Here is a 21,953-nt window from a genome sequence, read left to right on the forward strand (position 1 = left end):
TCTGTTCCCCACAGAGCGGCTTTTTATTTGTAGGTGTCAGCATTTTAAGTATCTTTGCACTCCTAAATTTTTCTAACAATAAAAAACAGGGAAATTATGAACTACGAATTGATGGTGATCTTTACCCCTGTGCTGTCTGAGGAAGATTACAAAGCTGCTCAGAAAAAATTCGCTGATATCGTTAAAGAGAACGGCGGAGAAGTAACGCACGAAAATCCCTGGGGATTAAGATCACTGGCGTACCCAATCCAGAAAAAAACTACGGGCTTGTACCTGGTTCTGGAATACAATGCGCCATCCGACCTCAATGAGAAGCTGAAAGTTCAGCTGAACCGTGATGAAAATGTACTGCGTCACATGATCACAGCATTAGACAAATATGCTGTACAGTACAACAATCGTAAAAGAAATGGCGTAAACGCTGATTCTAAAACCGCAGAAGCTTAAAATTATGGCAGTAAAACAAGAAATTAAGTATTTAACCGCCGTAAAAACTGAGAAGCGCGCAAAGAAATATTGCCGTTTCAAGAAGTTAGGCATCCGGTATGTAGATTACAAAGACGGTGAGTTCCTGAAGAAATTCCTGAACGAACAGGGTAAAATGTTACCACGTCGTATCAGCGGTAACTCTCTGAAATTCCAGCGTAAAGTAGCGCAGGCTATTAAGAAAGCCCGTCAAATGGCTTTGTTACCATACGTTACTGACCTTTTGAAATAGACAAACCACCTAGGTTTCCGGTGTATGCCGGGTAATTAAAGGTCCTTAAAACTAATTAACAATGCAAGTAATCTTAATACAAGACGTAGATAACCTGGGCCAGAAAAATGAGCTGGCTACCGTGAAAAACGGTTACGCCAGGAATTTCCTGATCCCGCAGAAATTTGCGGTAGAAGCTAGCCCTTCTAACCTGAAGCAACTCCAGGAACGCCTGAAAGTGCAGAAAGTAAAAGAAGAGAAAATGCTGGCAGAAATCGCCAAGGTAGTGGAAGTGCTGAAAGCAGGTCCAGTTAAAATTGGTGCTAAAACCGGTACTTCCGGTAAGATCTTCGGTAGCGTAACTGGTGTGCAGATCGCACGTGCTATTAAAGAGCAGAAAGGTTACGAAATCGATCGTCGCCGCATCCACATCCTGGATGATGTAAAAGAACTGGGTACTTACAAAGCGAAACTGGATTTCGGTAAAGGCAACGAAGCTGAACTGGAATTCGAAGTTGTAGCTGAATAAGTCTACATATTCTTCAAAAAGTCCCGTCTCATGTAAAAATGAGGCGGGATTTTTTTTGCAGTTAGTTATCTTTGTAACACTATGAAAACGTACTTATCTCTATTCCTCGCAGCAGGCATACTACTTGCCTGTAATAATGATACTACGGAAAACAGTGACCTTACAAAAGATACCGCACACATAGAAGAACCACCGGCTACCGGCAAAGTACTCCGTAACACTGATACTTTTAGTGTGGGTAATAAACATTTCACCATAGAGCCACTGGCAGCCTCCTCCTTCTCAAAACAGCCTACTCCCGATTATGACAGTACGGAAGAAAGTCTGATCGCCAAAGATGCGGACCGTATTCAGCGTAAAGGAGCTAACCTTTATATCAAGCTGAACAATGGGCTGGTGACACAGCTCACTAATAATACCCTTGACGACGCCCAATATGCCAATTACTTCTATGCAGGCTATATACCGGAGATCCATCAGCACCTCATATTTGGCGGCTATTATGAATCCAGTGACTATGTGCTGGTCAATGCAGATAATGGTACTATCACCCACGTATGGGGTATCCCAGTGATCTCTCCTGACCATAAATACGTGATCTGCCCTTCCGTTGATCTCGTCGCAGCATTTAATTATAATGGCTTTCAGCTCTTTTCCTATACCGATAATAAGCTCGTTCCTGAAGGTGATGTGGTATTTGAGAAGTGGGGTCCCGGCCAGATGAAATGGCTCGATAATAAGACTATAGAGGCGGAATACGTGGAATTGGATAAGGATATGAATGAGGTGACGAAACCTGTGAAGCTGTTGATGAATTAAATATCGCTATTTACCTGATGCCGCAAAAATGTTTGTCTATAAAGCCAAACATTTTTGCGGCTGCTTCTACTATAGACTCGTCGGATATAGCATGCCATCCTGTAAAGCTGTACAGCTCATGTATATACAGAGACGTACATAATTAATTGCCAGAAGGATGCGTCAAATAGCTTATCTTAATCACTACAATCCACGTATATGAGAAATCTCTTATTGGCAGTTTTTCTATTGTTCTCCGGCCTCCTCCTGATCTCTCCTTCTTCCTATGCACAGCTACAGCAGGCCCCGCTTTCCAATATCGAAGGGAATGCAAAATCCATTACCAGTAAACTGAAGAGTGGTTTGTCCCTGACAGACGCGCAGGAACCTAAAATATTAGATGCGGTAACGAATTTCCTGCAGCAGCGAGCTACCATCCTGCCAATGAATAACAGCAATCCAAAGGCATACAGCACGAAGCTGAAGGGGTATCATACCAGCTTTCACCGCAAACTGAAGCATATACTTACGCCGGAACAATTCACTGGCTTCCTGGAGCTGAAACCAGTGAATAATGACATGACCAATGTCCTGTCACAGTTATTTTACTAGCTTAACTCCAGGCCTTTCGCAGGAACCTTAACCAGTTTCCATGCATAATGTTGTCAATATCTTCCGCAGAATATCCTCTTTTGGCAAATAATGCCGGGATCTTCTGCAGATCTGCAATTGTTTCAAGGTCATAAGGACTTTGCTCCTTACCAAAGGCACCATCCAGATCTGAACCGATACCAACATGCAACGCATTCCCTGCCAGCTGACAGATGTGGTCCATATGATCTACCAGTACATCCAGTGAAGCACCCATTTCTTCTGGCTGGGATACGCCTCTCACCCATCCGGGTACCATCATCCAGGCATCCATCGCACCACCGATAACAGCACCACGACTGATCAGTTCCTTCAGCTGCTCATCAGAGAACTGCCTGTTATGATTTACCAGCGCACGTACGTTGTTATGACTAGCCCACACATGGCCATGGAAATGTTCCATCGCCTCCCAGAAGCTATCGTCACACAGATGCGTCGCATCGAGGATGATATTCAGGCGTTCCATTTCTTTTAATAATGCCTGCCCTTTCGCGCCCATAAACCCGGTAGCGTCCGTACCCTGTGCATAACGGCCGGGGCCATAATGTGCAGGCCCAACAGCACGCAGACCGTTATCATATGCGCGTTGCAGATAATCCAGATTGACAATAGAATCCGCACCTTCCAGACTCAGTATATAACCGATAGGTTTATTCGTATTAGGCGTACCATCATTCCACAGGGCCAGGTGTTTTTCCAGTCCTGCCAGGTCCCTGATCTGTGTCATTTCCCCTGCATCCTCCATAGCATTGTACCAAGCCAGTTGTCCCTGTGTCTGAGCCCATGCCTGTTCCGGTGAATACCAGCCGGGTAATGGATTATCAGGTGCTACAAATCTGGCGATCTGGGTACCCACTACCAGGCCGATATTACCTTCTCTTAGCTGCGGAAAAGAGACCACTCCTTTCGCCCGGTCAGGCTTATCGGTCATACCTTCTTCGCGCTTCCTGATATCATTAACCGGCAACCGCAGATTACGGTTCCATTCCATCGCATTCATGCTAAGGTCAAGATGCGCATCAACTATAAACATGTGAATACTATTTGATAAATTAGATCATGATCTTTCTGTCTCTCGCTATCACTTTCCACCATGCCACACAATTGTTACTTTCTACTACACCAACACGCTCATGCAGGGCTACCGTCGGACAGATATGTAACGGGATGCCGTACAATACCGTTCCCACAGGGTATAGCGATGTATCCGGCACTTTGATCACCATATGCTCTTCGCTGTGTCCCTGGAGTTCCGCATCCGGCAGCTTCAGGAAATGAACACGCGGTTGCGGGTTTTCGGCAGCGACAGATTTATGTCCGAGGTCGACACACAGATGTTTTCCGTCAATAACAGAAATAACACGGGTAATAACCGAGGCGGCAAATACAAATGTCTGTTCAGGATGCAGATTATAATAGCCCCAGTCCTGGAAAATAAATGTACCCGGGCTGCATTCCACCCCATCCCGCTCAGCATGTATCGCATAGGTGGGCGTGCCACCTGCTACTATTTTCGGCGCGGGTGCACCGCTTTCTGTGATAGCCGCGGCGAGTGCCAGTACAGGCGCAAATCCTGCATTACATTTCTCTCTGCGTAACTGATATTCTGTATCATGCAGATGACCATCGTATGCGTGTAATCCTATTGGCGTGACACCTGGCAGTTGTAACAACTCCTGGTACAATTCCAATGCATCATTACCCGGACCCGGTGCTATACCCGTCCTGTTCATACCGACATTGAGATCGATATATACGGGGAGTGTATGCTTCGCTGCTGCGAATACAGCTGCAATTGCAATAGCAGATGCGCGGTTATCCACCAGGCAGGCATATTTCGTATCCGGATATTGTTCCACTATCTGCAATAACCTGTCAATCTTGGGACCAACGGGCTGATACGCCAGTAGTACATCTCCCGCACCGGCCAGTCCAAGCATTTCGGCTTCAGCGATCGTCGCACATTTGAACTTGTTGATGCCTTCCCCCTGCAATAACTGCACGGCTTCTGTCATCTTGCTCGTCTTAATATGCGGACGCAGACGTTGTACATTTCCTACTGTTTGTTTTACCTGTAAGATGTTTTCCCGCATGCGTTCAGGATATACCAGCACAGCAGGCGTGTCAATTGTGTTAATATTGTGCAGTTCGTACCAGTCCATAAGATGCAATTGGGAATTGGTTAATCAGGAATTAGTAATGGGTTAGTCCCGGTACATCAATAGTGAGCCGAAACATTCCTAATCGGTTAATGTAATTCAAATAATGCTTCGATCTCCACTGGTATATTATCCGGGAGGGAGCCCATACCTACTGCACTACGTACGCCAATACCATTTTCCTCTCCCCATACTTTTGCGAACAGTTCACTCGCACCATTGATAATATAAGGGTGACGGCCAAAGTCGGGCGTACAGTTCACCATACCCAGCACTTTGATCACGCGTTTTACTTTGTCAAGACTGCCCAGGTTTGCTACGATAGTAGACAGCATAGTGAGGCCCACCTGTCTTGCAGCCAGCTTACCTGCTTCCATGTCAAACTCAACACCAATACGGCCGATGATCAGGCTCTTATCATCCTGTACGGGACCATGACCGGAGAGATACAGGTACTTGCCATCAACGAGGCATGGCTTGTAAACACCGAGTGGTGATGGTGCAGGTGGTAATGATAATCCTAATGCTTTAAAGTTCTCTGTTGGTGTCATACGATCACTGTTTTGTTGAATTAGATAAAGAGGTTTAATATCAGACATCCGATCAGTCCGACAACAGAAACAATTGTCTCCATTACTGACCAGGTCTTGAAGGTATCTTTCACAGACAAATTAAAATATTCCTTAAACATCCAGAAGCCGCCGTCATTCACATGCGAGAACATCAGGCTTCCTGCGCCGGTGGCCAGTACCATCAGACTCGGATGCACCGTACTGCCTACTACCAGCGGCGCTACGATACCAGCAGTGGTCAGTCCGGCGACAGTAGCAGAACCGACACTTACCCGGATCAGTGCTGCGATACTCCAGGCCAGTATCAGCGGATTCATATGCATGCCCTGCAAACTATCGGTAATTACTTTACTTACCTTACTATCCAGCAGCATCTGTGTCAATGCACCCGAACCACCAATAATGAGGATGATCACTGATACATCGCGGATCGCATCTTCCATAATGCTCATCACCTTCTTGACCGGTACGCCTCTCCTGATACCCAGCAGATAAGCACCATTCAGCACTGCCAGTAACATTACGATCACCGGGTCACCCAACCAGGTAGTGATCTCCCATAAATAAGAATCAGGATGCGCCTGTAATTTTAACAGGGAAGTACCCGCCAGTAATAACACGGGCAATAGTGCCGCCACAATACTGGTACCCATGGAAGGCAGCAGTTCATCAGGCATCACTTCTACTGTGAATAACTTAGCCGGCTCCTGCGTATATTTTTTAAGGAAGCGACTGAATACAGGACCTGCCAGTATAATAGCGGGAATAGCCACAATAAGGCCGTATATGAGCGTTAATCCCATATTGGCATGGAAGGTACCAACGAGTGCCGTAGGCGAAGGATGAGGCGGTAAATAACCATGCGTGACCGATAAAGATGCCAGCATCGGAATACCCAGGTACACCGCAGGTAGTTTGGTACGTGCAGCTACAGTGAATATCAGTGGTACCATCAGTACAAACCCGATATTGTAGAATAACGGAATACCTACAATAAACCCGGTAAGCATCAGCGACCACTGGACGTACTTCCGTCCGAAGACCTGCATCAGTCCATTGGCAATACGCTGTGCAGCGCCGCTTTCGGCGACCAGTTTACCCAGCATACTGCCAAATACGATAATGATCACCAGTGATCCTAATGTCTTGCCAATACCTGTTTGTATAGACTGTGTGATGTCTGCGATAGACATCCTTTCTTCCGGGAGTCTGACCATATTCAGGGCCAGTCCCATAAAGAGACATACAATAAGGAACGCAATGAATGTATTTAACCGGAAATAAGCTACCAGTAGTACCAGTAGCAGGATGGAAGCAAATACTACTAATAGAGCCATGAATGTTCAGATGTTGGCGTGTGCCTGTTAATTATTCGTAACGCAATGCAACTATCGGATCCAGACGAGACGCCTTAATGGCCGGATATATGCCTGATACCAGCCCTACGGCGGCACAGATCAATATCCCAGTCGTTATCCATAACCACGGAATTATAAAACTAGAACCTGTTAATAATGACACAAGATTGCCTACCATCATACCCAGTATCACCCCCAGCACACCTCCCAGTAAACTGATGATGATAGACTCGTATACAAACTGCTGACGGATCACTTTACTGGTAGCACCCAGAGCCTTGTTCACCCCGATCTCACGGGTACGCTCAGCCACCGATACCAGCATGATGTTTGTCAGCCCGATCGCCGATCCGAATAGCGTGATCGCACCTATCAGTACCGCTGCAAACACCACATAGCTCAGCGTGCCAAACAGCATCTCGGCAATGCTGTCGCTTTTATTGATATAAAAATTCTCTTCTTCCCCTAATGTCAGGTGACGGATGATCCTGAACTGACCGGTTGCCTCACCTATTGCCGCCTCCATCTTAGTAATATCCTTCACAGAAACGCCAATGTTATAGGATGCATTTGGGCGGTCAAATATGCGGCGTGTATTATTCACCGTTGTGATCACCACATTGTCCGCACTCATAAAACCACTGTTCCCTTTAGGCGCCATCACACCAACTACGCGGTAACGCACATTTCCCACGCGGATGGTGCTGTTCACTACATTCTTCAGGTTATCTCCGAACAGTTTCTTTGCAACGTCCATTCCCAGCAATGCCACGTTCCTTCCTGATTCCACATCCAGCTGATTCAGATTACGTCCTTCCCGTAATGTATAATTAGACAGTTGCAGATAACTTTCATCTCCGCCAATGACACGGACATTCGGATTTGTTTTCTTGTCGTTCTTATAAACAGTCGCATTGCCTGTGGCATTTGTAGACACACTTACTGTAGCAGGAAAAAGGTACTGGCGTTTAAAAGTCATGGCTTCCTTGTAAGTAATAGGAACATTACTATTAGATGTCTTGACTTTCGCCTTTTTGCTCCCTTTTGTTGCGCCGCCACCGCCGCCAATACGTATCTTCAGTGCCCTGCTCTGTATATTGAAGCTATTAGCTCCCATATTGGCAAAGCTGCTGTAAATACTGCTTTTCATGCTGTCAATGGCGGTAAAGATGCCTACCAGGGCCATAATACCAAAGCCAATGATGGCGACAGTAAGCCCTGCGCGCAAGCGATTGCCACTAACAGAGCGAAAGGCGAGGGAAAATGTGTCACGGAACTGCATGATTTAAAGTTAATAAAAAGTTTTTTTCCGCTACTTTTATTCTATAAACGGCCAGATGCCCAATCCACCTACCATAAAAGAAATTGCCCAAAGGCTGAACCTGGCTACTTCCACCGTGTCCCGGGCTCTCCACAACCATCCGCGTATCGGCTTGAAAACCAGGATGCAGGTACAGGCGCTGGCCAAAGAACTACAATACGAACCGAATCAGACCGCCATCTTCTTTCAGCAGAAAAAAACCTTTACGCTGGGAATTATTCTGCCGGAATTGTCAGAAGCTTTCTTTTCCGCTGCGATCAGCGGCATTGAGGACACTGCCAATCAGCACAATTACATGGTGCTGTTAGGACAATCTCATGATGACACTGAAAGGGAAAAGAAGATCGTGGAAATCATGAAGAACCACCGGGTAGACGGGCTGCTGGTTTCCCTTGCCAAAAATACTGTGCAGTATGCCCATTTTGATATGCTGCGTAAGTATAACATACCGGTTGTATTTTTTGATCGTATTCCCGATATGAAAGACATTCATTATGTAGCCTGTAATATGGAATCAGGCACGGTACAGGCGGTATCGTTGCTATTACAACAGGGCCACCGGGTGATAGGTATGATCAATGGTCCGGAGAAACTGATCGCCAGCCGGCAGCGTACTACCGGCTATCGTAAAGCCATGCAGCAGCAAAGATTGAAATATGACGCTACGCTGAATGTACACGCCGACCTGTCCAGAGAAGGTACCCGCCAGGCAATGCAGCAGTTATTATCACACAAAAGGAAAGTAACGGCCATTGTCGCATTTAACGACTATGTGTCACAGGATGCAGTGCAGTATGCATTGGAACAGGGCCTGCAGATCAACAGGGATATCTGTTTTGTGAGCTACGCCAATCTGCCGCTTAGCAGCTACATGGCGTTTCCGCCACTCGCGTCCGTGGAGCAATATCCTTATCAGCAGGGACAAAAAGCAACAGAGATCCTGCTGGCTTTACTGGCTGACAAGCTGTCTCCTGAAGACTATCAGCAGGTCATCATCGACTCACGGCTCGTGATTGCCCCCGGCAGATAAAATTTGCGCAATCGTTTGCCCAGCCATTCTCTCAATTCTTATTGTTATGTTTGACACATCTCAACTTTATCAATCAGCAATGCAAGATATACTCGCGGCTTATGGATTAGTAATGGAGGAATGTCATATTCAGCCATTCGGCAGTGGGCTGATCAACGCCACCTGGAAAGTCTCTTCGGCTGATCAACATTATATCCTGCAACGCATCAATCACGCGGTATTTAAAACACCGGAGCTGATTGCACAAAATATCCGTATGATCGGGCAATACCTTCACCAGTATCATCCGGATTATTTCTTTGTACAACCAGTGCGTACTGTAGACGGGGAAGAGATGGTCATTACGGCCGCAGGGGAATATTTCAGGCTACAGCCTTTCGTCAGCGACTCATATAGCTATGATGTTGTGAATGACGTACAACTGGCTTATGAAGCAGCGAAACAATTCGGCCGTTTTACCAGGCTATTGTCAGGTATCGATATCAGCAGCATGCAGTTTCCATTGCATGACTTTCACAATCTGACCTTGCGTTATCAACAGTTTGAGGAAGCAATACAACATGGCAATGTGGAGAGAATTGCAGCAGCGGCGGCAGACATAGAGAAGGTACGCAGTTATCAACAGCTCACTGCCACGTTTATCGCTATTCAGCGGCATCCTGATTTTAAAATAAGGGTCATGCATCACGACACCAAGATCAGTAATGTACTGTTTGATGCAGCAGGTAAAGGGATCTGTGTGATTGACCTTGATACGGTGATGCCGGGGTACTTCATCAGTGACTTTGGGGATATGATGCGAACGTATCTTTCTCCCGTGAGTGAAGAAGAGACAGATCTCAGCAAAGTAACGGTCAGGACAGATTACTACAGGGCGATCGTACAGGGGTATCTGAGTGAGATGGCATCCGAACTGAGTGAGGTGGAAAAGGCGCACCTGGTATATGCGGGGCAGTTCCTGGTGTATATGCAGGCCATTCGCTTTCTGACGGATTATTTCAACAATGACAGCTACTACGGCGCAAAATATGAACGACATAATCTCCTGCGGGCGCGCAACCAGTTAACATTGCTGGACAGCATCACGCAGCAGGAACAAACGCTTTCTTTTGTGGCGGCTCACTAAACGCCACATCGTTTGAAAAGCAGCACCAACACCAAAAAAAATACCGGCCAATTGGCCGGTATTTCTGTTTATATCTGAAATGAGCTTATATAAACTGTAGTAGTAGTCCAGGGAAGATACCCAGCAGGATCACGATCGCTGCGGTGATGATCAGCATCAGTTTGAAACCACCATTGATCTCTTCTGTTTCCGCTTCACCCTGTTTGAAATACATAGCGATGATGACACGGAAATAGTAGTAGGCACTGATCGCAGCACAGATCACCGCGGTGATCACCAGCCATAACAGGTTACCCTGTTGTACAGCTGCTGCCAGTACAAAGTATTTAGCAAAGAAACCAGCTGTCAGCGGAATACCTGCCAGTGAACATACAAAGATCGTTGTGGTGATAGCCAGTACCGGTTGGGTACGTGCCAGTCCGTTAAAACCATCGAATGTATAATCTTTCAGTTTGATCATTACAGCGAAGATACCGATGGTCGCTACGCTATAAGCCGCAGCATACAGGATGATACCCTGTGTAGCGAACGTGTTCATCGAGATCACTGCCAGCAGCATGAAACCTGCCTGTGCGATACTGGAGTAAGCCAGCATACGTTTTACGCTTTGCTGGAATACAGCGGTAAAGTTACCAATGATCAGGGTAGCGGCGGTGATGATCGCCAGCAGTAACTGCCAGTCAGCTGTTAGTCTTTCTCCTACGAACGCACCATGGAATATTCTGATAAAAGCGATGAAACCACCTGCCTTTACAACTGTTGCCATGAAAGAAGTGAATACGGTTGGAGAACCGTCATATACGTCAGGCGTCCAGAAGTGGAAAGGCGCCGCAGATACTTTAAATGATAATGCAAATGCCATCAGAATGATACCACACAGTGCCAGTGTATTTACTTTACCTGCACCCAGTGCCAGCTCAGCTACATTGAAAGTACCGGTAGCACCGTAGATCAGGGCAATACCCATCAGGAGGATACCTGTAGAGAAAGAACCCATCAGGAAGTACTTCAGGGAAGCTTCACTGCTTTTAGGTGTTTTCTTATCAGCGCCTGCCAGTATATACTGAGGAATAGAGATGATCTCTATTGCCAGGAAAAGCATTAATAAAGTGCTGAAAGTAGATGCCAGTGATATACCGGCAAGAATAAAGAAGATCAGCGCAAAGTAGTCGGAAACGTGTTCTCCTACTTTTTCAAAAGCACTGCCTGATAACAGAAAGAAGATCAGTGTAGCGCCCAATGCGATCGCATTGAACAGAATACTGAAGTGGCTGACAGTGATCATGCCGTAGTAGGTACGCTCGCCTGCTCCTAAGGTAGATAATTCCGCCAGGTTGGCTGCAAATGCGACGAGCAGTACAACAATGGCTACAATTTTAATGCGCTGCTTATTACCGATCAATAAACCCGCAAACATCATTACAACGCCCGATAAAGCAGTAGATATTAATGCATTCATATTCCTGTGTTACGAAAGATCAACTTTTAATAAACCTTATTAACCAATTCAGTAGTGCTGCTTACCAGCTCCAGCATAGGCTTCGGATAGAAACCCAGTACCAGGATGATACCTGTAATAGCGATCAGCACCACCAGCTCGTTTGCCTTCAGATCAGTAGTGGTTTCGGTCAGGGCATTGCTCTGTCCGAAGATCACCTTCTGCACCATATTCAGGGTGTATACTGCCGCCAGGATGATACCTAATCCGGCTACTGCCATGAACCATACGTTATACTGGAACAGACCACTGAACATCAGGAACTCCCCGATGAAACCATTGGTAAGTGGTAATCCGATATTAGCAAGGCTGATCACCACGAGGAAGATCGCGATACCAGGCGCATACTGCGCGATACCGCCCATCTCGTTCAGGTTCTTTATTTTCAGACGGTTCTGGATGATCTCGACAATGATCCACAGACCAATGATATTGACACCGTGGTTGAACATCTGTACCATCATCCCCTGTAAGCCCTGCTCATTATTAGTGAAGATAGCAGCACTCATCAGGCCGATGTGGGCGATAGAAGAGTAAGCGATCAGGCGTTTGATATCTGATTGTACGATAGCGATGCAGGATGCATAGATAATACCGATAATAGACAGTACGATCGCTACATCTGACCACATGTATGCACCTTTCGGCAATACAGGCAGTAACCAGCGCACCACACCAAACAGGCCCATCTTCACCATGATACCGGAAAGTACCATTGTAACAGGTGTTGGAGACTGCTCGTAAGCGTCCGGTTGCCAGGTATGGAAAGGGAACACCGGCATCTTGATAGCGAATGCTACGAAGAACAGCCAGAATAACCAGGACTGGTCTTCGGGAGAAACAGCACCGCTCACAAAGCTCGCGTAGCTGAAGGAATGCTCCGGCGTTTGCAGGTAGATGTAGATCAGACCTACCAGCATCAGCAGGGAACCTGCAAAGGTGTATACGAAGAACTTAAATGTAACCGGAATACGTTTTTCACCACCCCAGAGAGAGCAGAGGAAGTACACCGGAATCAGTGCCAGTTCCCAGAAAACGTAGAACAATAATGCGTCATACGCGGTAAACACACCTACCAGTCCCGCCTGAGACAAGAGCATCAGGCCGTAGAAACTGTTAGCGCGTTCATATTCTCTGTTATAAATAACAATAAAGATCAGCAGAAAGGAGATGGCTGTCAGCAGACAAAGCATCAGTCCCATCCCGTCCATTCCAAGCGTAAACTTCGCTCCCAGCTGAGGTATCCAGCTGGCATCCAGCTTCAGTGCAGCAGCACCAGGATCAGTACGGAACTGGAACAAAGCACCAACCGTTACTGCCAGCGAAGCCAGGGATGCTATCAAACCCAGCATTTTAGGGCCAGACCCCTTCAGACCAAACGTAACCAGGCCCGCAACTAAAGGAATCAATATGAGTAATACTGTCAACATAATTTATCTAAACTTGTCCTTTTTAAATGATGATGCAGGTAGCTTGTTATTTCAGCAGGAAGCCGATCACAAATAATACTACCATTCCTATTACCATGGCGAAGATGTAGAAACCTACCTGGCCGCTCTGCAGCAGTCTTACCTGCTGGCTGCCCCAGTGTATGCCACGACCCACACCGTTTACCAGACGGTCTATACCTGATTTCTCAATCGCTTCTTCAAAGAAACGGCTCAGCATCATCAGGGGCTTTACTATGATAGCATCGTATAACTCATCCACGTACCACTTGTTCTCCAGTATTTTGGCGATACCGGTACGTGGTTGTCCATTATCTTCATAATTGCGGTACCAGCTGCGTGCGAAGAAGATGGTGATGATCACCAGCACAGAGCTCAGTGCCATTAACAACCACTCGGTACTATGAGACAAATGTTCATGCTCATGTATGAATGGTGCAGAAGGCGCAAATACAGGAGACAGATATTCTTTCAGCAGACTGTGTGTACCAAATACTTCCGGCAGGCCGATATAACCGCCTACTACAGACAGGACAGCCAGTATGATCAGTGGGATGGTGATAGCCGCAGGACTTTCGTGCAGGTGATGTTCCTGTTCGTGTGTACCGCGGAATTTGCCACAGAAAGTGATATAATATAAACGGAACATGTAGAAAGCGGTCATCAGTGCTGTGAGGAGCGCGATACCATACATGATCTTGTTAGAGATAAATGTTTCCGCGAGGATCTCATCTTTAGAGAAGAAACCTGACAGACCAGGGATACCAGCGATAGCCAGACAGCCGATCAGGAAAGTGATGTGCGTAACCGGCATGTATTTTTTCAGTCCGCCCATCTTGTTGATATTCTGCTCTCCGCCCATTGCGTGGATCACGGAACCGGAACCAAGGAACAGTAATGCTTTGAAGAATGCGTGCGTCATTACGTGGAATACCGCTGTAGTGTAAGCACCTACGCCAAGGGCGAGGAACATGTACCCCAGCTGGCTCACGGTAGAGTAAGCGAGCACTTTCTTGATATCGTCCTGTTTCAGGGCAATGGTGGCCGCCAGTACAGCCGTAGCCAGACCGATCACCGCAACTACCGTCTGAATGGAGGGAGCAAGGGTATATAATATGTTGCTGCGTGCGATCATATAGATACCAGCAGTTACCATCGTAGCAGCGTGTATCAGGGCAGATACCGGAGTAGGACCCGCCATCGCATCAGGTAACCAGGTATATAAAGGCAGCTGTGCAGATTTACCGGCAGCACCTACAAACAGCAGGATAGCGATAACCGGGATCACTTTACTACCTTCTCCCAGGGCCGCAGCTTTTGTAAATACGTCAGGGAAGGATACACTGCCGAAGTGAACGATCATGGTGAAGATACCCAGCAGGAAGCCGAGGTCACCGATACGGTTCATGATGAATGCTTTCTTGGCAGCATTGTTATATGCAGTATTCTTGAACCAGAAGCCGATCAGGAGATAGGAACAAAGTCCTACACCTTCCCATCCGATGAACATCATCACATAGTTGGCGCCCAGTACAAGGATCAGCATGGAGAAAACGAAGAGGTTCAGGTAAGCGAAGTAACGCGCGAAACCTTCATTGCTCTCGTCATGCATGTACGAGGTGGAATAAATGTGGATCAGGGAACCGACACCGGTAATGATCAGCAAAAATAAAGCGCTCAGCTGGTCCACCTGGAATGCGAAAGGAATCTGCAGGCTGCCTGCGGAAATAAAATCAAACAACGGCACTACCTGCGCCTGAAATCCGGGGGCTTTCACCTCCAGGAAGATCAGTAAGCTTATAACAAAGGCAGCTACTACAGCCCCGCTTCCTACTATACCCGCCAGTGATTTGGATAGGTATCTTCTTCCCAATCCATTCACGAGGAATCCTAATAATGGTAAAAATGGTACCAGCCAAACTAGATGTATCATCTATTCAAATACTAATTACGATTTACAATTACGATTCAAGCTGTTGTTCTTAGTTCTTCAGCCTGTTCATGATATTAATGTCCACGGACTGTGAATTCCTGTATATCATCACGATAATGGCCAGACCTGCAGCTACTTCCGCTGCGGCAACCACCATGATAAAGAATACGAAGATCTGTGCGCCGCCGGCATCTACGCGACCCGCATCTGCCCACATTTTAGAGAAGGCTACGAGCAGCAGGTTCACCGCATTCAGCATCAGTTCTATGCACATGAAAATAATAATGGCATTTCTGCGCATCAGTACCCCCATCACACCAATACAAAAGAGTACTATGCTTAAGAAAATGTAATATTGAACAGGCATCTTTTAAGAATTACAAATTGATCAATGACGATTTACAGTTGTTGTGGTTTACGCTTCCTTCTTTCCGATCACAACGGCGCCTACCATTGCACTCAGGAACAGGATGCTGCTTACTTCAAAAGGAACTACGTATTGATTGAATAAAGTTTTACCAAGGTTGGAGATCAGTCCTATATCGGTTGATCCGGACTGTAGCGGTGTTACGTCCGCTTCGCGGAGAGCACCCAGTAATACCAGCAGGAGTGCACCACCACTGATCGCGCCGGCGTATTTCAGCCAGTTACGCTTCTGTGGTTCTATTTCTGCGTTCAGGTTCATCAACATGATCACAAAGAGGAACAATACCATGATAGCCCCTGCATATACGATAATATGTACCACTGCCAGGAACTGTGCATTGAGCATAATATAGTGCCCCGCGATGGTGAAAAAGGTGACGATCAGGCAAAGAACACTGGTAACGGGGTTCTTACTCAATATCACGCCAAGTGCGGATATAATAGAGATGATAGAAAGTACCCCGAAAACGATTTGTTGTAAACTCATTCCCATTGCTAAATGACTATTATGTTTTTTTGCTAAGACTGTCTTTTGTTAGGCTTTTTTCTTTTCACCCGGAGCTGGTATTAACAGGTCAGGTTTACCATAGATGAAACCTTCGCGTTTGTAGTTAGCAGGTGCGAATGTTTCTGTCAGATAGATAGCATCTTTCGGACAAGCCTCTTCACAAAAACCACAGAAAATGCAACGCAGCATGTTAATTTCATAACGGGCAGCATATTTCTCTTCACGGTACAGGTGCTCTTCACCAGGTTTTCTTTCCGCTGCTTCCATGGTAATTGCTTCCGCAGGACAAGCTACCGCACATAAGCCACATGCAGTGCAGTTCTCACGTCCTTCCGCATCCCTGTTCAGGACGTGCAGACCACGGAATACAGGGCTGAACGGGCGTTTCTGCTCCGGATAACGCACTGTTTCCTTCCTTTTCCAGATATGCTTGAAGGTGATCCACATCCCCTTGATAATATTCCACAGATAGATCTTCTCAATGAAAGTCATCGGACTGCGGTCTACTTGTTTTGCCCTACTTGTTAAAGCTTGCATATTATGCTATTATAAAAAGTCTTTAATTATTGTGCATTACTGCGATACAATACCATCGCTCCTGTTATCAACATATTAGCCAGTGCCAGCGGAATCATGATATTCCATCCGAGACGCATCAGCTGATCGTAACGGAACCTTGGAATGGTCCAGCGTACCCACATAAAGAAGAACAGGAAGAATATGATCTTGATAAACAGCGCAGCTGTACCCAGAATAGTGATAATGTTAGGGTCCCAACCGAGGCTGTCCATGTAAGGGAAGTGATAACCTCCGAAATACAGGCTGGCCATCAGTGCTGAGCTGATGAACATATTGATGTACTCAGCGAACAGGTAGAAACCCAGTTTCATGGAAGAGTACTCCAGGTGATAACCACCATTCAGCTCACTCTCTGCTTCTGCCAGGTCAAACGGTGTACGGTTACACTCAGCGAATGAACATACCAGGAAGATCAGGAAACCAAGTGGCTGATATAGAACGTTCCAGCCACCGTGACGCTGCTGGTCCACGATCTCTTTCAGACTCAGGGTGCCTGTCATCATCAGCAAAGCGATCAGTGACAGCCCCATTGCCAGCTCGTAGGAGATGATCTGGGAAGCTGCACGGATAGATGCCAGCAGGGAGTATTTATTATTAGAAGCCCATCCACCCAGCATGATACCATACACGCCTAAGCTCACCACACCGAAAATATACAGGATACCGATATTGATATCTGCAATCTGAAGCGAAACAGTGCGACCAGCAATGGTCAGTGTGTCACCCCAGGGAATTACGGCACTGGTCATACAGGCGACGATCATTGCGAGGGAAGGCCCTAAAATGAAGAGGAAACGGTTGGAATTGCCAGGGATGATCTCTTCTTTGAAGAACAGTTTACCACCATCCGCCAGCGGCTGGAGCAGGCCCATAAAACCAGCCCTGTTCGGGCCGAGCCTGTCCTGGATAATACCAGCTACTTTTCTTTCACCCCATGTAGAATACATAGCCACTACCAGTGATATAGCCAAAACGCCGGATATCAGCGCTATCTTTTCCAGGATAAAGAACCAGTCTATAGTCATCAAATACGAATTATCAATTACGAATTACGAATCATTTCTTATTAAAGTCGTCGGAATGTGCCGGACCGTTTATTTTGGACAGGTCTACCGTCGGTTTGTTTACCTCGCTGATATTGTGGATATCCAGCAGCAGTTTTGGCTGACGGCCATCCAGTACTTCCACCAGTGTATCTTTCGGCTTGTGAACGCCTACATAATGACCCTGGGAGATAACGCTCTGACGTTCTACTTTACGTGGTCCTTCGATCACCCAGTCTTTGACTTCTTTCTTATCGAAGCGGCAGGTATCACAGATCCACTCTTCTACTTCACCGTATTTGTCTTTGCGGGCAGTAACGCGGAACACCTCATCACCACGCATCCAGAGCGCTACTTTACCACAGCACTTAGGATCGCTACATTCACGGTGTGCATCAACAGGTTTCAGGAACCATACACGGTTTTTAAAGCGGAAGGTCTTATCGGTCAGCGCTCCCACCGGACATACATCGATCACGTTACCGATGAAGTTGTTGTCCAGGGACTGCTGAATATAAGTACCGATTTCCGCAGCTTCACCGCGACCCAGCACGCCATGTTCACGCTTTTCAGTCAGCTGATCGGCAGTGAATACACAACGGTAGCACAGGATGCAACGGGTCATGTGTAACTGTATCTTATCGCCGATATCGACTCTGTCGAAAGTACGGCGTTTGAATTCGTAACGGGTAGAATCTGCGCCATGTTCGTAGCTCAGGTCCTGCAGGTGACATTCACCAGCCTGGTCGCACACAGGGCAATCCAGCGGGTGGTTCAGCAGCAGGAATTCTACCACTCCCTTACGTGCTTCCAGCACTTCAGGCGAGGTGATGTTTGCCACTTCCATACCATCCATTACGGTAGTACGGCAGCTGGCTACCAGCTTCGGCATAGGACGTGGATCAGCGTCTGATCCTTTTGATACTTTCACCAGGCAGGTACGGCATTTACCACCGGAACCTTTCAGCTTGGAGTAGTAGCACATTGCAGGTGGCACGATATCTCCACCAATTTGACGGGCAGCATTCAGAATGGTAGTACCCGGCTCCACTTCCACGGAGATATTATCGATCTTAACCTTAAAGAGTTTCTTTTCTTCAGCCATTTTGCATCGCTTAAATTGATTCTTATACAGCAGCAGGAGCAGCTATTTCCAGTGGATCTGCGTAGTGAGCCAGTCCGTAATTGCGTTTGGTCGCCTCTTCCGGATGCAGCACATGCCATTCAAACTCATCACGGAAATGACGGATAGCCGCAGCTACCGGCCAGGCAGCAGCATCACCCAGCGGGCAGATGGTGTTACCTTCTATTTTACGCTGAATATCCCAAAGCAGGTCTATATCACTCATTTTACCCTTACCGTTCTCGATGTTGAGCAGTACGCGTTTCATCCAGCCGGTACCTTCACGGCATGGGCTGCATTGACCGCAGCTCTCGTGATGGTAGAAGCGGGCAAAGGTGAGGGTATTTTTCACAATACACTGGTCTTCATCCAGTACGATGAAACCGCCGGAACCCAGCATGGTACCAGTTGCAAAGCCTCCGTCAGACAGACTTTCGTAGGTCATCATACGCGGTTCACCTTTGGCTGTTTTCAGCAGCAGGTTAGCCGGCAGGATAGGAACGGAAGAACCACCCGGGATACAGGCTTTGAGGCGTTTACCGTTAGGGATACCGCCACAGTATTCATCAGAATAAATAAACTCTTCTACGGAAATGTTCATTTCTATTTCATAAACCCCTGGTTTGTTGATATTACCACAGGCAGAAATGAGTTTGGTACCGGTAGATTTACCTGTACCGTATTTCGCATATTCTTCACCACCGATGCGCAGGATAGGCACTACGGTAGCCAGTGTTTCCACGTTGTTCACAACGGTCGGGCAATCCCACAGACCTTTTACAGCCGGGAAAGGAGGTTTGATACGCGGGTTACCACGTTTACCTTCCAGGGACTCGATCAGGGCAGTTTCCTCACCACAGATGTAAGCACCTGCACCACGTTGTACATATATTTCGAGATCGAAGCCGGTACCCTGGATATTTTTACCCAGCCAGCCGTTCTTTTTAGCATCAGCGATGGCTTCTTCCAGGATATCAGGTATCCAGGCATATTCACCACGGATGTAGATATAGCAGGAATTACAACCCAGTGTATAACTGGAGATCAGCAGGCCTTCGATCAGCAGGTGCGGGATGAATTCCATGAGGTAACGGTCTTTGAACGTACCTGGTTCAGATTCGTCCGCATTACATACCAGATAACGGGGCACACCCTCTGGTTTTGCAATGAAGCTCCATTTCATACCGGTAGGGAAACCGGCGCCACCACGACCTCTCAGTCCACTCTTCTTTACTTCGTCCAGCACCTGTTCAGGGCTCATGCTTTTAAGCGCCTTTTCAGCCGATCCATAACCTCCGTTGGCACGGTATACATCGTAGTACCGGATACCTTCTATGTGCGCTTTGTCAAAAAGTAGTTTGCGTCCCATCTTACTTTTTATAATTGTAGACCGGCGTACCGGCCATTCAAAGTTTTAGTTTGCTTTACTCCTGCATTCCTCAATGATAGCATCTACCTTTTCAGGGGTCAGGTGCTCACGGTAGTGTTTACCCAGCTGCATCATCGGAGCGTATCCGCAGGCGCCCAGGCACTCTACTGTTTTGAGGGTGAACAGTCCATCTGTAGTAGTTTCACCTACGCCGATGTCCAGTTTCTTTTTAATATAGTCAATGATGTTGTCTGAGCCACGCAGCATGCACGGGCCTGTCTGGCATACTTCGAATACGTACTTACCTACAGGCTTCAGGTTATACATCGAGTAAAAAGTAGCCACCTCGTATACTTCGATCGGAGTGATCTGCAGCAGGGATGCTACATAATCCATAGTCTCCGAACTAAGCCATCCGCCAAATTCTTCCTGTGCCAGATGCAGCACCGGAATCAGCGCACTTTTTTGTTTGCCTGCCGGATAACGGGCGATGATCTCTTTTACTTTATTCAGCTTCTCTTCAGAAAACATAACTATGAAAGAAAAAATTAAAAATTAAGCATCCAGTTCACCTGCGATCAGATTCAGGCTACTCATACAGATCACCGCATCACTCAGCATAGCGCCTTTGATCAGTTCTGCGTAAGCCTGGTAGTATATGAAACATGGGCGACGGAAGTGCAGCCTGTAAGGGCTACGGCCACCATCACTGATGAGATAGAATCCCAGTTCCCCGTTGGCGCCTTCTACAGGATTGTACAGTTCGCCCGGCAGGATATCAGATTCACCCATTATAATCTTGAAGTGGTAGATAAGCGCTTCCATTTTGGTATATACAGCGCTCTTTTCAGGCAGGTAGTAAGCAGGTACATCTGCATGGTATATATCTGAAGGCAGATCTTTCAGTTTATCCATTGCCTGGCGGATAATGCTCAGGCTTTCCCACATTTCGGCATTACGTACCAGGAAGCGGTCGTAACAGTCGCCGGTAGTGCCTACAGGGATAGTGAATTCGAAGTCTTCGTAAGAGCAGTAAGGTTGCGCCACGCGTACGTCATAGTCTACGCCTGCAGCACGCAGGTTTGGACCGGTGAAACCGTAGTTGATAGCTCTTTCCGCAGTGATTGGACCTACACCCTGTGTCCTTTCCATGAAGATACGGTTACGGTTCATGAGTGTTTCAAACTCTTTCAGAGCCACCGGATATTCGGCCAGGAAACGTTCGATCTTCTCGAAAGCAGCTGGTGTGAAGTTCCTTTCAAAGCCACCTACACGACCGATGTTGGTCGTAAGACGTGAACCGCATATTTCCTCATAGATCTCATATACCAGTTCACGGTATTTCATGAGGTAAAGGAAACCGGTAAAGGCGCCACTATCCACGCCTACCACACCATTACAGATGAGGTGATCGGTGATACGGGCCAGTTCCATGATAATGATACGGAGGTAGTCAACACGTTTAGGCGTTTTAATGCCCAGCAGTCTTTCTACCGTCATGTGCCATCCCATGTTATTAATAGGCGACGAACAATAGTTCAGACGGTCTGTTAAAGGAGTGATCTGGTAGTAGGGACGACGTTCTGCGATCTTCTCAAATGCACGGTGGATATACCCTACAGTTGATTCTGAACTCACGATACGTTCACCATCTATTTCCAGAATATTCTGAAATACCCCGTGAGTAGCGGGGTGCGTAGGTCCCAGGTTAAGGGTTTGCGTCTGCCTTTCGATAGAGCCTTCCGGCAGTGTAATATGTTGCTCTGACATGTTCAAACGTATAAA

At 46.9% G+C, this 21,953-nt stretch carries 23 protein-coding genes; 7 read left to right on the forward strand and 16 right to left on the reverse strand.

What is annotated here, in order from left to right; genetic code table 11:
- The first annotated feature begins 96 nt into the window (after positions 1 to 96).
- The 5 genes from rpsF to GWR21_RS14320 all read left to right on the forward strand — a co-directional run bounded on the left by rpsF (position 97) and on the right by GWR21_RS14320 (position 2,636).
- Complete coding sequence (gene rpsF, locus GWR21_RS14300) at positions 97 to 447, forward strand: 30S ribosomal protein S6 (RefSeq protein ID WP_238430371.1); 351 nt, start codon at positions 97 to 99, stop codon at positions 445 to 447.
- A 4-nt stretch (positions 448 to 451) separates the two neighbouring features.
- A complete protein-coding gene (gene rpsR / locus GWR21_RS14305) occupies positions 452 to 718 on the forward strand; it encodes a 30S ribosomal protein S18 (protein ID WP_162332406.1) in 267 nt (88 codons plus the stop codon).
- Between the two features lie 61 nt (positions 719 to 779).
- On the forward strand, positions 780 to 1,226 hold the full coding sequence (gene rplI, locus GWR21_RS14310) for a 50S ribosomal protein L9 (protein ID WP_012794559.1): 447 nt from the start codon (positions 780 to 782) through the stop codon (positions 1,224 to 1,226).
- An 81-nt stretch (positions 1,227 to 1,307) separates the two neighbouring features.
- Positions 1,308 to 2,045 (forward strand): hypothetical protein, encoded by a 738-nt coding sequence (locus GWR21_RS14315; RefSeq protein ID WP_162332407.1) that lies wholly within the window; start codon positions 1,308 to 1,310, stop codon positions 2,043 to 2,045.
- A 198-nt stretch (positions 2,046 to 2,243) separates the two neighbouring features.
- Positions 2,244 to 2,636, forward strand: a complete 393-nt coding sequence (locus GWR21_RS14320; RefSeq protein ID WP_162332408.1) for a hypothetical protein — start codon at positions 2,244 to 2,246, stop codon at positions 2,634 to 2,636.
- A 1-nt stretch (position 2,637) separates the two neighbouring features.
- Here the strand turns inward: GWR21_RS14320 and GWR21_RS14325 are convergent, their stop codons facing one another.
- The 5 genes from GWR21_RS14325 to GWR21_RS14345 all read right to left on the reverse strand — a co-directional run bounded on the left by GWR21_RS14325 (position 2,638) and on the right by GWR21_RS14345 (position 8,046).
- Positions 2,638 to 3,708: a dipeptidase gene (locus GWR21_RS14325; protein ID WP_162332409.1), complete on the reverse strand. Its 1,071-nt coding sequence runs from the start codon at positions 3,706 to 3,708 to the stop codon at positions 2,638 to 2,640.
- 19 nt (positions 3,709 to 3,727) lie between these two features.
- The gene (locus GWR21_RS14330; RefSeq protein ID WP_162332410.1) at positions 3,728 to 4,837 is read right to left on the reverse strand and encodes a D-TA family PLP-dependent enzyme; all 1,110 of its coding nucleotides are present in this window, start codon (positions 4,835 to 4,837) and stop codon (positions 3,728 to 3,730) included.
- An 86-nt stretch (positions 4,838 to 4,923) separates the two neighbouring features.
- Positions 4,924 to 5,385 (reverse strand): RidA family protein, encoded by a 462-nt coding sequence (locus tag GWR21_RS14335; RefSeq protein ID WP_162332411.1) that lies wholly within the window; start codon positions 5,383 to 5,385, stop codon positions 4,924 to 4,926.
- Positions 5,386 to 5,405: 20 nt separating this feature from the next.
- Complete coding sequence (locus GWR21_RS14340) at positions 5,406 to 6,743, reverse strand: gluconate:H+ symporter (protein WP_162332412.1); 1,338 nt, start codon at positions 6,741 to 6,743, stop codon at positions 5,406 to 5,408.
- 31 nt (positions 6,744 to 6,774) lie between these two features.
- Positions 6,775 to 8,046, reverse strand: coding sequence for an ABC transporter permease (locus tag GWR21_RS14345; protein ID WP_162332413.1), 1,272 nt, complete (start codon positions 8,044 to 8,046; stop codon positions 6,775 to 6,777).
- Between the two features lie 55 nt (positions 8,047 to 8,101).
- On the opposite strand from GWR21_RS14345, the gene GWR21_RS14350 reads away from it, so the two are divergent.
- Positions 8,102 to 9,115: a LacI family DNA-binding transcriptional regulator gene (locus GWR21_RS14350; RefSeq protein ID WP_162332414.1), complete on the forward strand. Its 1,014-nt coding sequence runs from the start codon at positions 8,102 to 8,104 to the stop codon at positions 9,113 to 9,115.
- A 79-nt stretch (positions 9,116 to 9,194) separates the two neighbouring features.
- Positions 9,195 to 10,241, forward strand: coding sequence for a phosphotransferase enzyme family protein (locus GWR21_RS14355; RefSeq protein ID WP_162332415.1), 1,047 nt, complete (start codon positions 9,195 to 9,197; stop codon positions 10,239 to 10,241).
- Between the two features lie 85 nt (positions 10,242 to 10,326).
- Here the strand turns inward: GWR21_RS14355 and GWR21_RS14360 are convergent, their stop codons facing one another.
- The 11 genes from GWR21_RS14360 to GWR21_RS14410 are packed head-to-tail and all read right to left on the reverse strand — an operon-like array spanning position 10,327 to position 21,938.
- Positions 10,327 to 11,700, reverse strand: a complete 1,374-nt coding sequence (locus tag GWR21_RS14360) for an NADH-quinone oxidoreductase subunit N (RefSeq protein ID WP_162332416.1) — start codon at positions 11,698 to 11,700, stop codon at positions 10,327 to 10,329.
- Between the two features lie 26 nt (positions 11,701 to 11,726).
- On the reverse strand, positions 11,727 to 13,169 hold the full coding sequence (locus tag GWR21_RS14365; protein ID WP_162332417.1) for a complex I subunit 4 family protein: 1,443 nt from the start codon (positions 13,167 to 13,169) through the stop codon (positions 11,727 to 11,729).
- A gap of 46 nt (positions 13,170 to 13,215) precedes the next feature.
- Positions 13,216 to 15,120: an NADH-quinone oxidoreductase subunit L gene (nuoL, locus tag GWR21_RS14370; protein WP_162332418.1), complete on the reverse strand. Its 1,905-nt coding sequence runs from the start codon at positions 15,118 to 15,120 to the stop codon at positions 13,216 to 13,218.
- A 49-nt stretch (positions 15,121 to 15,169) separates the two neighbouring features.
- The gene (gene nuoK / locus GWR21_RS14375; RefSeq protein WP_162332419.1) at positions 15,170 to 15,487 is read right to left on the reverse strand and encodes an NADH-quinone oxidoreductase subunit NuoK; all 318 of its coding nucleotides are present in this window, start codon (positions 15,485 to 15,487) and stop codon (positions 15,170 to 15,172) included.
- A 48-nt stretch (positions 15,488 to 15,535) separates the two neighbouring features.
- Positions 15,536 to 16,033: an NADH-quinone oxidoreductase subunit J family protein gene (locus GWR21_RS14380; RefSeq protein WP_162332420.1), complete on the reverse strand. Its 498-nt coding sequence runs from the start codon at positions 16,031 to 16,033 to the stop codon at positions 15,536 to 15,538.
- 48 nt (positions 16,034 to 16,081) lie between these two features.
- Entirely contained in the window at positions 16,082 to 16,591 is a 510-nt protein-coding gene (gene nuoI, locus GWR21_RS14385; RefSeq protein WP_162332421.1) for an NADH-quinone oxidoreductase subunit NuoI, read from the reverse strand.
- A 26-nt stretch (positions 16,592 to 16,617) separates the two neighbouring features.
- Entirely contained in the window at positions 16,618 to 17,658 is a 1,041-nt protein-coding gene (gene nuoH / locus GWR21_RS14390) for an NADH-quinone oxidoreductase subunit NuoH (protein ID WP_202929089.1), read from the reverse strand.
- Positions 17,659 to 17,689: 31 nt separating this feature from the next.
- Entirely contained in the window at positions 17,690 to 18,781 is a 1,092-nt protein-coding gene (locus tag GWR21_RS14395; protein WP_162332422.1) for a 2Fe-2S iron-sulfur cluster-binding protein, read from the reverse strand.
- A 22-nt stretch (positions 18,782 to 18,803) separates the two neighbouring features.
- Complete coding sequence (gene nuoF / locus GWR21_RS14400) at positions 18,804 to 20,168, reverse strand: NADH-quinone oxidoreductase subunit NuoF (RefSeq protein ID WP_162332423.1); 1,365 nt, start codon at positions 20,166 to 20,168, stop codon at positions 18,804 to 18,806.
- 45 nt (positions 20,169 to 20,213) lie between these two features.
- Complete coding sequence (locus GWR21_RS14405) at positions 20,214 to 20,699, reverse strand: NADH-quinone oxidoreductase subunit NuoE family protein (protein WP_162332424.1); 486 nt, start codon at positions 20,697 to 20,699, stop codon at positions 20,214 to 20,216.
- A 24-nt stretch (positions 20,700 to 20,723) separates the two neighbouring features.
- Entirely contained in the window at positions 20,724 to 21,938 is a 1,215-nt protein-coding gene (locus tag GWR21_RS14410; RefSeq protein WP_162332425.1) for an NADH-quinone oxidoreductase subunit D, read from the reverse strand.
- Positions 21,939 to 21,953 lie beyond the last annotated feature (15 nt).

Origin of the sequence: Chitinophaga agri (genome assembly GCF_010093065.1) — a bacterium.
Taxonomy (GTDB): Bacteria; Bacteroidota; Bacteroidia; order Chitinophagales; family Chitinophagaceae; genus Chitinophaga; species Chitinophaga agri.